Raw genomic sequence first — 13,779 nt, 5'->3', positions numbered from 1 at the left:
CGCATCTCCACCCGCACGGACACCCCTGACCATGACCGCATCCCAGACCAGCACCGCCCCCCAGGGCTTCCAGCTCGGCTCCACGCTGTACAGCTTCACCAACGAGTGGCATGAGCGCCGCTACGACTTCGAGGGCCTGATCGCCGAAGTGGCCAAGCGCCAGCTCGGCCCGGGCCTGGAAGTCATCGGCTTTTCGAGCATCCGCGGCTTCCCGAACGTGAGCGACGATTTCGCCGCCCGCTTCAAGGACCTGATGGCCAAGTACCAGCTCACGCCCAGCTGCCTGAGCATCAACGCCGACATGGCCATCCGCCGCGGCACGATGATGAGCGTGGACGAGGCCGTGGCCTACCACGCGCCCCAGATCGAGGCCGCCGCCAAGATGGGCTTCCCCACGGTGCGCTGCCAGTTCGCCGCGCCGGTGGAGGTGATCATCCGCCTGCTGCCGCTGCTGGAGAAGCACGGCATCAAGATCGGCCCCGAGGTGCATGCGCCGCTGAACCCCAGCTCGCCGCCGGTGATGGCCTGGCGCGAGGCCTATGCCAAGGCCAACTCGCCGCTGCTGGGCTTCGTGCCCGACTTCGGCTGCTGCGCCAGCCGCCTGCCCGCCACCTACATCGCCAACCTGCGCCGCCAGCAGCTGCCCGAGGACCTGATCCAGCTGGCGCTGGAAATCTGGCAGCTGCCCAAGGACGCCGGCTGGAAGCGCCAGGAGTTCGCCCGCCGCGTCGAGCCGCTGAAGGCCGACCCCGCCGACGTCAGCGCGCTGGCCGTGATGTTCAACATCCTCAGCCCCGGCACCGCCGAGATGTGGAAGGAAATCATGCCGCAGGTCGTGCATGTGCACGGCAAGTTCTACGACTTCGACGACGAGGGCAACGAGGCCTCGATCGACTACGGCAGCATCCTGCCGGTCTTCCATGACGGCGGCTTCAACGGCTTCATGTCCAGCGAGTGGGAGGGCCACCTCTACATGCGCAATGTCGATGCCTTCGACATGGTGGCCAAGCACCAGGCGCTGGCCCGCCGCATCATCGCCCGCCACACGGGCGCGAAGGTCGCCGCATGATCGGTGCACCGCTGGCCGGGCGCAGCCTGCGCTACGCCTACATGGACCACTGGCGGGTGGACACCGCCCAGGGCCAGATCTCGCAGTACAGCTCGGTGGAGCGCTTCGACGCCTTCCTCAAGCAGATCGCGGGCGTGGGCTACGAGGCGATCGAGACCTTCGACTTCCACCTCGGCGCGCTGCGCGACCTGTTCGGCAGCCTGCCTGCCGCGCGCGAGTTCATGCAGTCGCGCGGCATCGACCGCGTGCTGAGCCTGTTCCATGCCGTGATGTACGACGAGCGCCAGAGCGCGCCCCATGTGCGCTCCACGCATGACCAGATCCTGCGCTACGCCGAGTACATCATGAAGTCCAGCGCCGGCCTGGGCGTGCAGAACTTCATCGTGATGCCGGCCGGCCTGTACTTCGACGTCGAGCCGGTCACCGACGACAAGCTGCGCGCCTGCGCCGAGCTGTGGAACCGCGTCGGCCAGATGACGCTGGAAGGCTACGGCATCAAGACCTGCTGCCACCACGAGTTCTTCTGCGGCATCCGCTCCGCCGAGCAGCTGCAGAAGTTCTACGACTGGACCGACCCGCGCTATGTCTTCCTGTGCCTGGACACGGCCCAGCACGTCATCGCCGGCGTGGACCCGGTGGACCTGTTCCTGAAGCGGCACGACCGCGTCGCCGGCTTCCACCTGAAGGACACGCACCACGTCGACACGAATGGCGACTACCGCCGCAAGCCCGACGCCGAAGTCATGGCGCCGACCACCGCCCGCTGGTTCTACGAGATCGGCACCGAGGGCGGCCTGGTGGACTTCCCCGCGCTCTACGGCGCGATGAAGGAGGTGGGCTGGAAGGGCTGGGTCGGCGTCGAGCATGACAAGGCCGATGTCGGCGGCGGCAACTACCCCGAGAGCACGGCCATCGCGGCCTGGACCATTCGCAACCAGCTGAGGCCCATCCATGATTAAGTGGGGTTACGCCACCAACCAATGGAAGGCCGGCTTCACGGGCTTCGCCCGCATGGAGCAGCACGAGCGCGCGCTCAAGGTCACGGCCGCCTGCGGCTTCGACGCCATCGAGCTCACCGGCGGCACCGGCCGCTGGGACCCGATGGGCCGGCCCGAGAACATCGCGCTGAACTTCGGCTCGGTCGAGCACTTCAAGCTGAAGCTGCGCGAGTGGGGCATCCAGCGCGTCGCCAGCCTGTTCTTCGACCCTCTGCAAATGAGCTTCGAGGAGCTGCACCACGGCCTGGACTGCAGCGACCGCAGCCAGCACGCCCTGCTGCTGCAACAGGCCGGCATCTTCGCGCGCTTCCTGGCCGAAGTCGGCGGCGAGGTGCTGGTGGTGCGCGCACTGCCGCCCCATGGCCGCCACGGCGGGCTGGACGCCGAGCGCCAGGCCGCCGCCGCCGACTGCTGGAACGCGGTCGGCGCGATGACGGCGGCGCTGGGCATCAAGACCGTGCTGCACCTGGACGCCCTGTCCCCGCTGCGCGACCCCGAAGAACTCGACGCCTGGCTCGAGCAGCTGGACCCCGCCACCGTGGGCCTGGCCATGGACACGGCCGAACTGACCATCGCCGGCCACGACGTCGCCGCCTGGTACCGCCGCTTCCAGGCCCGCGTCTGGCACATCCACCTGAAGGATGCGCTGGCCGTGGACACGCTGGACGAGTACCGCGCGCCCAACGCCGAGCGGGCCCTGCTGCTGGCCGGCGGCGAGCGCCGCATCCCGCGCTGGTTCGGCGAGCTGGGCACCGGCCTGGTCGACTGGCCGGCGCTGATGGCGGCCCTGCGCGAGGGCGGCTACGACGGCTGGCTCATCGTCGAGAGCGACAAGGGCCCCGCGCCGGCGGCGGCCAGCATGATGCAGAACGCCTGGACCGTTCGCCATGTGCTGCAGCCCCTGCTGGCCTGAGAGCCACGACAACAACGACACAACAACAAGGAATCGAAGCGATGAAGCTGTCTGCAGTCATTGAAGATCTGTACATGTTCAACGAAGCCGGCGACATGCCGGCGCGCATCCGCGCCGCCGCCGCGGCCGGCCTGGACCGGGTGGAGTTCCACCTCTGGGACAAGGTCGACATCGACGCCGTCGAGGCCGCGCTGAAGGAGACCGGCGTCCAGCTGCAGAGCCTGGTCATCGGCCCGCGCTGCGGCTGCGTGGACCGCAGCAAGGAGGCGTTCTTCCTGGACGCCGTCCGCGGCACCATCGCGATGTGCCAGCGCCTGGGCGCCAAGGGCATCGTGCTGGCCGGCGGCCCGGCGCTGAAGGACGTGCCGGCCGCCGAGCAGCACGCCGCCATGGTCTACCTGATCAAGAAGGCCGCGCCGCTGGTGGAGGCCGCCGGGCTGATGATCTACCTCGAGCCGCTGAACACCCGCATCGACCACCCGATCATGTTCATGGACACGGCCATGGAAGGCCTGGACATCGTCGAGGAGGTCAACAGCCCGGCGGTTCGCCTGCTGTATGACGTCTACCACTCGACCGTGATGGGCGAGGACTGGCGCGAGGTGCTCAAGCGCGGCCACCTGATCGGCTACGTGCAGGTCGCCGACACCAACGGCCGCCACGAGCCCGGCTCCGGCACCATCGACTGGGCCGCCTGGCTGCCGGCGCTGAAGGCCGCGGGCTACACCGGCGACATCGGCCTGGAGTACCGCCCCAGCAACGGCACCCTGCCCTCGCTGCAGCGCACCCGCGAAGTGTTCGGCATCGCCTGACGGAGCCCGGCGATGCGACTCATCCCCTGCATCGAGATGCTCTACAAGGCGGAGCATCCCGACTTCCTGCGACGCTTCCACGCCGCCGCGGCCGACGGCTTCGACGCGGTCGACATGCACCTGTGGCGTGACAAGCCGCTGGACGCCGTCGTCGACACCGTGGCCGAGACCGGCGTGAAGGTGTTCAGCTTCTGCGCCGACCCGCGCGCCAGCCTGGTCGACCCGGCCGAGCACGCCACCGTCCTGGGCGCCGTGCGCGACGCCGTGCCGGTGGCGGGCCGCCTGCAGGGCGCCCGCATCATCCTGGCCTCCGGCTTCGCCCGGCCGGGCCAGGCCGAGTCCGAGCTGCGCGCCAACGCCGCCAAGGTGCTGCGCGAGGCCTGCCGCATCGCCGCCGACGGCGGCGCCACGCTGCTGCTGGAGCCGGTGCACATGGTGATCCAGGGCAACCCGATGGCGGTGCGCAACATCCGCCAGGGGCTGGACCTGGTCGAGCAGGTCGACCACCCGGCGCTGCGGCTGCTGGCCGACGTCTACCACCACGCCGTCGACGGCCAGGCGCTGGAGCAGGCCTTCGACCGCCGCATCGGCCTGGTGGGCCATGTGCAGGTGGCCGACCACGAGGGCCGCCACGAACCCGGCACCGGCCGCCTGCCCTGGCCGGCGCTGATGGCGCAGCTGCGCGAGCTGGGCTACGGCGGTCCGATCGGCCTGGAGTACCTGCCCTCGCTGCCCATTGCCGAATCCCTGGCGCTGAGCCGCCGCACCCTGGGCCTGTGAGCCTGCACCCGGAGATCCCATGAGCCACTCTGAACTGGGCAGCGCCGACCTGGCCGCCCGCATCGCCGAACTGGAGCATCGCCTGGCCCGCACCGAGGCCCGCGGCGAATTGGAGAACCTGTTCTCCAACTACATGCACCTGCACAACGGCTACGAGGACGAGAAGATCATCGACATGTGGGTGAAGCCCGGCACGCCGGGCATGCGCGCGCAGTACTCGAACAAGGGCATCTACACCCAGTGGGACACGATCACCGCCTACCACCGCGGCCGTCCGGCGCCGGTGGGCAAGCTGCTCCTGCACTACAGCACGACCCCGTCGATCCAGGTGGCCGGCGACGGCCGCAGCGCGCGCGGCATCTGGATCGTGGGCGGCGTCGAGTCCGGCCTGACCGACCCGGCCCAGTCCGCCAACGCGCCGGCGTTCATGTACGAGAAGGAGCTCGTCAACGGCAAGAAGGTCTGGGCCCACTGGGTGGCCATGAAGTACGAGATGCACGCGCTGCTCCAGGACGGCGAGTGGAAGATCTGGCGCTTCCGCTGCTTCGAGGTGTTCCGCGCGCCTTACGGCCGCAACTGGATCGACTTCGCCGCCTGCACCGAAGCCATCCCCGACTTCCAGCGCTTCCACGAGAACCTGGCCTATTTCGGCCATGACGGCAAGCCGGTGTGGATGCCGGACACCGACCGGCCCACCGAGACGCCCTACCAGGCCTACAGCACGCAGACGGCGCAGGCCGTCGTGCCGCGCCCGCCGGAGCCCTACGACAGCGACCCCGAGACCCCCGCTTCCTGAAGATGCCCCAACCCATGACCGACAAGAATTTCGACGCCATCGTCATCGGCTCCGGCGCCACCGGCGGCATCGCCGCCAAGGAGCTGACCGAGCGCGGCCTGCGCGTGCTGGTGCTGGAGGCGGGCGGCCCCCTGCCCGAGGAAAAGTTCGAGGCCGCCGCCAAGGCGCAGTTCGCCGCCATCGGCTCCTGGCCGCGCATCAAGGCCGGACTGCAGGGCCAGCACAAGCAGGCGCTGACCTCGTTCTACTCCGCCGAGAAGGCCTTCCTGTTCGTCAACGACAAGGAGCACCCCTACGAGTCGCCGCAGGACTTCTACCTGTGGCTGCGCGGCAAGCAGGTGGGCGGGCGCTTCCTGGCCTGGGGCCGGGTGGCGCTGCGCATGTCCGACTACACCTTCAAGTTCAAGAGCCATGAAGGGGTGGGCTTCGACTGGCCGATCGGCTATGACGACCTGGCGCCCTACTACGAGCATGTGGAGCGCTTCCTGGGCATCGTCGGCAACGACGACGGCATCCCCTACTGCCCCTCGGGCGTGTATGCCCGGCCCGCCGGCCTGAGCAAGGCCGAGCAGCTGTTCAAGCAGCGCGTGGAGGACCGCTTCACCGATGCCAAGGTGATGGCCTGGCGCTACGTGCGCAAGGAAGCCACGCCGGTGGACGCGCAGAACCACCGCACCACCACGCCGCTGCAGGCCGCGGCCGCCACCGGCAACCTCACGCTGCGCGCGAATTCCCCGGTGGAGCGCATCAACACCGACCCGCGCTCCGGCAAGGCCACCGGCGTGACCTACATCGACAAGGCAACCGGGGAGCGCCACGAGGTGCGCGCCAATGTGGTGATGGTGTGCGCGTCGACCATCGAGTCCATCCGCCTGCTGCTGAACTCCAAGGGCGAGCGCCATCCGCAGGGCCTGGGCAACGCCTCGGGCCTGGTCGGTCGCTACTTCATGGACCAGATGCTGTCCCTGGGCTTCGGCACCATGCCGGGCTTCAAGGGCGGCGAGCTGGTCGACGGCACGAGCCCGGCCGACAACCACGGCGGCATCTACATCCCGCGCTTCCGCCAGCTGAAGAAGGCCGGCGAGCTGGGCTATTCCGGCGGCTTCAACCTGCAGGGCATCGTCGGCCGCCCGATGCTGCCGGCCCACCTGGACTCGGTCTTCGGCCTCACCGGCCATGGCGAGATCCTGCCCCACATCGACAACCGGGTGAACCTCGCCTCGCGCCGCGACCGCCTGGGCGTGCCCATTCCCTCGGTCAGCCTGCGACTGCGCGACAACGACGTGAAGCTGCTGCGCGACCAGGTACAGGTGCAGAAGGAGGTCATGCAGGCCGCGGGCTTCAACGTCGACTTCCTGATCAGCCCGCTGGGCATCAGCTCGGACGGCCCCTTCATGCCCAATGCCAAGTGGTACGAGCGCCTGATGTTCCGCCTCGCCTACAAGCGCAGCGTGGCCGTGGGCGGCGCCATCCACGAATGCGGCGGCGCCCGCATGGGCAGCGACCCGAAGGACTCGGTGCTGAATCCCCACAACCAGGTCTGGGATGCGCCCAACGTGTTCGTCACCGACAGCAGCTGCTTCGTGACCAACGGGACCTGCGGCCCCACCCTGACGACGATGGCCCTGACGGCCCGTGCCTGCGACCACATCGGCCGCGAGTACGGACATTCGGCTGAACTGCGCGCCTGACGCAGCGGCCCCACCCCGGAGACAACCCCATGGACACGCAATCCCCCCGCCGCGCCGGCCTGGCCCAGGGCCTGGTGATCATCATGATCGGCATCCTGCCGATGATGGCCATCGTCACGCTGATGCCGATCGTGCCCGCGCTGGTGAAGGCCTTCCCGCATGTGGGCGGCATCCAGACGCTGGCCCCCCTGGTGCTGTCGGCGCCGGGCCTGTGCGTCGCGCTGTTCTCGCCGTTCGCCGGCGCGCTGACGGACAAGCTCGGCCGGCGCCGCCTGCTCCTGATCTTCACCACCTTGTACGGCGTGGGGGGCATCCTGCCCTTCTTCTTCACCAGCTTCGAGGCGCTGATGGCGGGACGCTTGCTGCTCGGTATTGGCGAGGCGTTCATCCTGACCATCGGCAACACCTTGCTGGGCGACTATTTCGACCAGAAGGCCCGCGCCAAGTGGCTGATGTGGCAGAGCTTCGTCGGCCCGGCGCTCGGCACCTTGCTGATCAGCGGCAGCGGCAAGCTGTCGATGATCTCGTGGAACCTGCCGTTCCTGATCTACGCGACGGCGCTGGGCATCGCCGCCTTTGCCGCCTTCGCCGTGTTCGAACCCGAGCGCCGCAGCGAGGCCGCCAGCCGCGAGGCCGGCACGGCCGATGCGGGCGCCTTTCCGGTGCGGCTGATGGCGCGCGTGGCCGTCTCGACCTTCGTGCTGGCCGCCATCTATTTCGTCTACACGCTGCAGTTCTCGCTGGCGCTGGACCAGATGGGGGTCAAGAAGGGCAGCGACCTGGGCCTGTACACGGCGCTGGTGAGCGTGGGCGTGCCGGTCGGTGCGATCCTGTTCAAGGCCATCGCGGGCCGCAGCGTCAGGCTCCAGTTCACCGTCCTGTTCGTCCTCCTGGGCGTCGGCATGACGGGCATCGGCCTGGCGCTGGGCGTGAAGGCCACCATGGTCTTCGCCTTCATCCAGCAGCTGGCGGCGGGCATGACCATTCCGGTGCTGATCGGGTGGGGCCTCCGCGAACTGCCCGAGCGCTTCCGCGGACGCGGCATGGGCTGGTGGTGCAGTGCCTTCTTCCTGGGGCAGTTCGTGTCGCCGTTCTTCGTGTCCGGCGTGCGCCTGGTCACGGGCGACCTCCTGAGCGCCTTCGTCGTCTTCGGCGTGCTGTGCCTCGCCATCGCCGGGGTCAATGCGCTGTTCTCACGCAAGCCGGCGGCGGCGCCGGCCGGCGGCCTGGCGGCCGACCGGGTGTGAGCCCGCTTCACGAAAGCGTTGCCATGAATGAAAAGAAGGTCCGCTGGGCCGTGGTCGGCAGCGGCGGCATCGGCCGCCGCACGGTGGGCGACCTGCGCCTTTGCAAGAACGCCGAGGTCGTCGCCATCTGCTCGCGCGCCCGCGCCACCGCCGACGCCTTCGCGCAGGCCCTGGACCTGCCGCTGGCGTTCGACGACTTCGGGCGGCTGTGCGCGTCGACCGAGGTCGATGCGGTCTACATCGGCACGCCGCACGCCACCCACTTCGCCCTGGCCCGCCAGGCGCTGGAGGCGGGCAAGCATGTGCTGTGCGAGAAGCCGCTGACGATGACGGCGGACGAGGCGCTCGAACTCGGGCGCATCGCCCGGGCGCGCGGCGTCTTCCTGATGGAAGCGATGTGGATGAAGTTCAGCCCCGCCATGCGCAAGGCGGTCGAGCTGGTGGAGGCCGACGTGATCGGCGAGCCCCGCTTCCTGCAGGCCGGCCTCGGCTACCCGGTGCCCAAGGACGGCCCGGCGCGCTTCTGGGACCCGGCCCTGGGCGGCGGCGCCCTCTACGACATGGGCGTCTACACGATCACCCTGGCCCAGATGTTCCTGGGCGAGCTGGCCGAGGTCTCCGCGACCGGTCACATGCGCCCGGACGGGGTCGACCTCGAGGAGGCGATCACCCTGCGCTACGCGAACGGCGCGATGGCGCAGCTGGCCACCTCGATCACCTTCCTGGTCCCGCCCCGGGGCTGGCTGGGCGGCCGCAAGGGCGCGATCGACTTCAACGAGCCCCTGTTCTCGCCGGGCGGCCTGCGCGTCACCACCGGCCAGCCGCCCAAGCCCCCCACCGTGCAGGACCTGACGTTCGAGCGCGAGGGCGCCGGCTATGTGCCGATGTTCCGCGCGGTGAACGAGGCCATCCTCGCCGGCGCGACCGAGCATCCGCTGCACACCGTGGCCAACACGGCCGAGGTGCTGCAGATCATGCAGCGCATCCAGGCCGAACTGGCCCGCGAGCGCGATGCCCGCGCCGCCGCATGAACGGCCGCTGCGTGAACGTCGAGGGAGCACCGCGATGAGCAACACCCATGTGCTGGGCCTGGACCTGGGCACCTCGGGCGTCAAGGCCGTGCTGCTGGACGAGGCCGGGCGCCTGCGCGCCGAGGCGACCGCGCCGCTGCAGGTGCAGCGGCCGCAGGCCGGCTGGAGCGAGCAGGACCCGTCTGCCTGGCTGGCCGCGGCCGACGACGCCGTGCGCCAGCTGATGCGGCGCGCCGACCCCGCCGACTGGCGCGCGGTGCAGGCCCTGGCGGTGGCCGGGCAGATGCATGGCGCGGTGCTGCTCGACGCGGCCGGCGCCGTGCTGCGCCCCGCCATCCTCTGGAACGACGGCCGCAGCCAGGCGCAGTGCGAGGCGCTGGAGCGGCGCGTGCCCGAGGGCCGGCGCATCGCGGCCAACCGCGCCATGGCCGGCTTCACCGCGCCCAAGCTGCTGTGGGTGGCCGAGCACGAACCCGAACTGTTCGCCCGCGTGGCCAAGGTTCTGCTGCCCAAGGACTGGCTGGCCTGGCAACTCAGCGGCGAGATGGGCACCGACACCAGCGATGCCTCGGGCACCTGGTGGCTGGACGTGGCCGGTCGCCGCTGGAGCGAGACGCTGCTGGACGCCACCGGCCTGGGCACGGGCCACATGCCCGAGCTGCACGAGGGGCCCGACGCCATCGGCTGGCTGCGGGCCGACTGGTGCCAGGCCTGGGGCCTGCCGGCGCGCGTGCGGATCGCGGCCGGCGCCGGTGACAACGCGGCCGGCGCGCTGGGCGTGGGCGCGGTCCAGCCCGGCGATGGCTTCGTCTCGCTGGGCACCTCGGGCGTCCTGTTCGTCACCACCGACGGCCCGCGGCCCAACCCGGCGCGCGGCGTCCACAGCTTCTGCCACGCCCTGCCCGGCACCTGGCACCAGATGGCGGTGCTGCTGTCCGGCGCGGCCTCGCTGGCCTGGTTCGCAGCCCTCACCGGCGCCCGCGAGGCCGACCTGCTGGCCCCGCTCACCGGCGCGCCGCGCGCCGAGGCGCCGCTGTTCCTGCCCTACCTGAGCGGCGAGCGCACCCCGCACGCCGACCCCGGCGCGCGCGGAAGCTTCATCAACCTGCAGGCCGGCAGCACGCGCGACGACCTGGCCCATGCGGTGATCGAGGGCGTCGCCTTCGCCTTCGCCGACGGCCTCGACGCCCTGGCCGAGGCCGGCCCGGTGCCCTCGCAGCTGCTGGCCATCGGCGGCGGCGCGCGCAGCGACGCCTGGCTGCAGCTGCTGGCCGACGTGCTGCAGCGCCCGGTGCTGCGCGCCGCCGGCGCCGACGTGGGCCCGGCCCTGGGCGCCGCCCGCCTGGCCCAGCTGGCGCTGGGCATGGACCGCGCGCAGGTGCTGCGCGCCCCGCCCACCGACCGCGCCTTCCTTCCCGTGGCCGATCACCAGCCCGTGCTGGCCGAGCGGCTGGCCCGTTTCCGCCGTGCCTACGCGCCCCTGCGCGCGCTGGCCGGCCAACCCTGAACCACGCGCCCTCCCCGCGCGTCCCTCCGATGACCACCACCACCCACCGCCTCTACGCCGACCTGCCCGCCGTCCGCTACGAGGGCCCGCAAAGCACCAACCCGCTCGCCTTCAAGTGGTACGACCCCCAGCGCGTCGTGCTCGGCAAGACCCTGGCCGAGCACCTGCGCCCGGCCGTGTGCTACTGGCACACCTTCTGCTGGGCGGGCCAGGACGTCTTCGGCATGTCCCCGCACTTCGACCGCCCCTGGTTCCAGGGCGAGCCGATGGCCGCCGCGCGCGTGAAGCTGGACTGCGCCTTCGACTTCTTCACCAAGCTCGGCCTGCCCTACTGGTGCTTCCACGACCGCGACGTGGCGCCCGAGGGCGCGACCCTGCGCGAGTCCAACGCCCACCTGGACACCCTGCTCGAGGTGGCGGGCCGCAAGATGCAGGACACCGGCATCCAGCTGCTGTGGGGCACCGCCAACCTGTTCTCCCACCCGCGCTTCATGGCCGGCGCCGCGACCAACCCGAACCCGGAGGTCTATGCCTATGCCGCCGCGCAGGTGAAGCATGCGCTGGAGTGGACCCACCGCCTGAAGGGCGAGAACTACGTGCTCTGGGGCGGCCGCGAGGGCTACGAGACCTTGCTCAACACCGACATGAAGCGCGAGCTGCAGCAGTACGGCCGCTTCCTGTCGGCCGTGGTGGAGCACAAGCACAAGATCGGCTTCAAGGGCACGATCCTGATCGAGCCCAAGCCGCAGGAGCCCACCAAGCACCAGTACGACTACGACACCGCCACGGTGTACGGCTTCCTCAAGACCTTCGGTCTCGAGAACGAGGTCAAGGTCAACATCGAAGTCAACCACGCCACGCTGGCCGGCCACAGCTTCGAGCACGAGATCGCCACCGCCTGCGCGCTGGGCCTGTTCGGCTCCATCGACGCCAACCGGGGCGACGAGCAGCTCGGCTGGGACACCGACCAGTTCCCCAACAACCATGTGCAGCTGGTGCCGGCGATGCTGGAGTTCATCCGCCACGGCGGCTTCACCACCGGCGGCATGAACTTCGACGCCAAGGTCCGCCGCATGAGCATCGACCCGCAGGACCAGCTCGAGGGCCATGTGGGCGGCATGGACACGCTGGCGCGCGCCTTCCTGTGCGCCGCCGCGCTGTACGAGTCGGGCGAACTCGAGCGCCCGCTGGCCGAGCGCTATGCCGGCTGGGACGGCGCCCTCGGCCAGCAGATCCTCGCCGGAGCCGGCCTCGACGCCCTGGCCACCACGGTGCACGAGCTCAGGCTCGATCCCCAGCAGCGTTCGGGCCGCCAGGAGCGGCTCGAGAACATCGTCAACCGCTTCGCATGACGCCTTCCTCCCCGCAAGACGCGCCCCGCCCGCCGCTCACCGGGCGGCGGCGCACCTGGGCCTTCACGGTGGTGGCCATGGCCTTCGTGATGGACCTGCTGGACGTCACCATCGTGAACGTGGCCCTGCCCTCGATCGGCCAGTCCCTGCAGGCCGGCGCGGCGCATGCCGCCTGGATCGTGGCCGGCTATGCCCTGTCGTTCGCCGTGCTGCTGGTGGTCGGCGGGCGGCTGGGCGACCTCTACGGCCATCGCACCATGTTCATGGCGGGCGTGGTCAGCTTCACGCTGGCCTCGCTGGCCTGCGGGCTGGCGGTCACGCCCGACGCCCTGGTCGGCTTCCGCATCGTGCAGGGCGCCTGCGCGGCGATCATGGTGCCGCAGGTGCTGACGCTGATGCAGGCCCTCTACGCGCCGCACGAGCGCATGCGCGCCTTCACCATCTTCGGCCTGCTCGGCGGCGTGTCCTCGGCGCTGGGGCCGGTGATCGGCGGGCTGATGGTCGACGCCGACCTGGCGGGCCTGGGCTGGCGCTCGGTGTTCCTGATCAACCTCCCGGTCGGCCTGCTGGCGATTGCCGGCGCGCTGCGCCTGCTGCCCAAGGATCCCCCGCATCCGGGCACGGCCCTGGACCTGGGCGGCACGGCCTGGTGCCTGGTGGCCGCGCTCGCCTGGGTGGTGCCGCTGCTCGAGGGCCCGGAACGCGGCTGGACGCCGGCGCTCTTCGCGCTGCTCGCCAGCGCCCCGCTCTGGACCTGGGGGCTGTGGCGCCATTGCCAGAAGATGGAGGCCCGGGGGGGCCAGCCCATCCTGCTGCCATCGCTGATGAAGGAGACGGGGTACCGCCGCGGGCTGGTGGTGTCGCTGCTGGCGACCGGCCTCACGCCGGCCTATGTGTTCGTGCTCACCTTTGCCTGGCAGATGGGCGGCGGGCTCAGCGCGACCCAAATGTCGCTGCTGTGCATGCCCATCGCCGGGGGCGTGATGCTCAGCGTGAGCCACCTCGGCAAGCGCGCCTTCGCCCGCTGGGGCGGGCGCTGCATCGTGCTGGGGCTGGGGATCCAGATGACCGGGGTGGCCCTGATGGCCGCCGTGAGCGCCGGGCTGCTCGGCGACCCGGTCCGCTGGGTGCTGCATTGGCCGGGCCTGCTGGCCCAGGGCCTGCTGGGCCTGGGCGTCGGCTTCATCGGCCCGCCGCTGACCGCGGTGACCCTGCAGGGCGTGCCGCGCAGCCAGGCCGGCGGCGCCTCGGGGGTGGTCACGGCGGCGCGGCAGTTCTGCGGCGTCGCGGCCATCGCGCTGGTGGCCGCCCTGGTGCAGGGGGGGAGCGGGGGCTACACGCCCGCCACGCTGCTGCGCGCCCTGCCAGGCCTGCTGGCGATGGTACTGGCGGGCGGCTGGGTGGCCTGGCGCCTGCCGCCGGTGGCCACGGCCAGCCCGGCGCAGGCCGCGCATTGAGGGCGGGGGGCGGCGCGCGGGGCGCCGTCGCTGAAAACCCACGCGGATCCCCCGGGGGTACCTCCCGGATTGGCCGGCCAGCGCGGCCGGGGGAGAATGCTGAGCAGAAAGACCAGGTCCTCCCCG

The 13,779-nt window shown here is 70.8% G+C and carries 12 protein-coding genes; all 12 read left to right on the top strand.

Annotation, left to right across the window (positions count from 1 at the left end):
* Window positions 1–31: 31 nt before the first annotated feature.
* The 12 genes from ACT80S_RS11530 to ACT80S_RS11475 are packed head-to-tail and all read left to right on the top strand — an operon-like array spanning window position 32 to window position 13,653.
* On the top strand, window positions 32–1,069 hold the full coding sequence (locus tag ACT80S_RS11530) for a sugar phosphate isomerase/epimerase family protein (RefSeq protein ID WP_377415824.1): 1,038 nt from the start codon (window positions 32–34) through the stop codon (window positions 1,067–1,069).
* A complete protein-coding gene (locus tag ACT80S_RS11525) occupies window positions 1,066–2,028 on the top strand; it encodes a sugar phosphate isomerase/epimerase family protein (RefSeq protein WP_377415822.1) in 963 nt (320 codons plus the stop codon). The genes ACT80S_RS11530 and ACT80S_RS11525 overlap by 4 nt, the downstream gene beginning before the upstream one ends.
* Window positions 2,021–2,980: a sugar phosphate isomerase/epimerase family protein gene (locus tag ACT80S_RS11520; RefSeq protein WP_377415820.1), complete on the top strand. Its 960-nt coding sequence runs from the start codon at window positions 2,021–2,023 to the stop codon at window positions 2,978–2,980. Before ACT80S_RS11525 ends, ACT80S_RS11520 begins: the two co-directional genes overlap by 8 nt.
* Before the next feature lie 41 nt (window positions 2,981–3,021).
* Complete coding sequence (locus tag ACT80S_RS11515) at window positions 3,022–3,792, top strand: TIM barrel protein (RefSeq protein WP_377415818.1); 771 nt, start codon at window positions 3,022–3,024, stop codon at window positions 3,790–3,792.
* 12 nt (window positions 3,793–3,804) lie between these two features.
* Complete coding sequence (locus ACT80S_RS11510; protein ID WP_377415817.1) at window positions 3,805–4,572, top strand: TIM barrel protein; 768 nt, start codon at window positions 3,805–3,807, stop codon at window positions 4,570–4,572.
* 19 nt (window positions 4,573–4,591) lie between these two features.
* Window positions 4,592–5,368 (top strand): nuclear transport factor 2 family protein, encoded by a 777-nt coding sequence (locus tag ACT80S_RS11505; RefSeq protein WP_377415815.1) that lies wholly within the window; start codon window positions 4,592–4,594, stop codon window positions 5,366–5,368.
* 14 nt (window positions 5,369–5,382) lie between these two features.
* Window positions 5,383–7,059 carry a GMC family oxidoreductase gene (locus ACT80S_RS11500; RefSeq protein ID WP_377415813.1) on the top strand — a complete coding sequence of 559 codons (1,677 nt, stop codon included), beginning with the start codon at window positions 5,383–5,385 and terminating at the stop codon, window positions 7,057–7,059.
* 29 nt (window positions 7,060–7,088) lie between these two features.
* Window positions 7,089–8,306 carry an MFS transporter gene (locus tag ACT80S_RS11495; protein WP_377415812.1) on the top strand — a complete coding sequence of 406 codons (1,218 nt, stop codon included), beginning with the start codon at window positions 7,089–7,091 and terminating at the stop codon, window positions 8,304–8,306.
* Window positions 8,307–8,329: 23 nt separating this feature from the next.
* Window positions 8,330–9,337 (top strand): Gfo/Idh/MocA family protein, encoded by a 1,008-nt coding sequence (locus ACT80S_RS11490; protein WP_377415810.1) that lies wholly within the window; start codon window positions 8,330–8,332, stop codon window positions 9,335–9,337.
* Between the two features lie 34 nt (window positions 9,338–9,371).
* Window positions 9,372–10,844, top strand: a complete 1,473-nt coding sequence (xylB, locus tag ACT80S_RS11485; protein ID WP_377415809.1) for a xylulokinase — start codon at window positions 9,372–9,374, stop codon at window positions 10,842–10,844.
* A 29-nt stretch (window positions 10,845–10,873) separates the two neighbouring features.
* On the top strand, window positions 10,874–12,196 hold the full coding sequence (gene xylA, locus ACT80S_RS11480) for a xylose isomerase (RefSeq protein ID WP_377415807.1): 1,323 nt from the start codon (window positions 10,874–10,876) through the stop codon (window positions 12,194–12,196).
* On the top strand, window positions 12,193–13,653 hold the full coding sequence (locus tag ACT80S_RS11475; RefSeq protein WP_377415806.1) for an MFS transporter: 1,461 nt from the start codon (window positions 12,193–12,195) through the stop codon (window positions 13,651–13,653). Before xylA ends, ACT80S_RS11475 begins: the two co-directional genes overlap by 4 nt.
* Window positions 13,654–13,779 lie beyond the last annotated feature (126 nt).

The organism is Ramlibacter sp. MAHUQ-53, from assembly GCF_052600055.1.
Note: the sequence above shows the minus strand (reverse complement) of the source record. Positions and strands in the feature narration are given on the sequence as shown.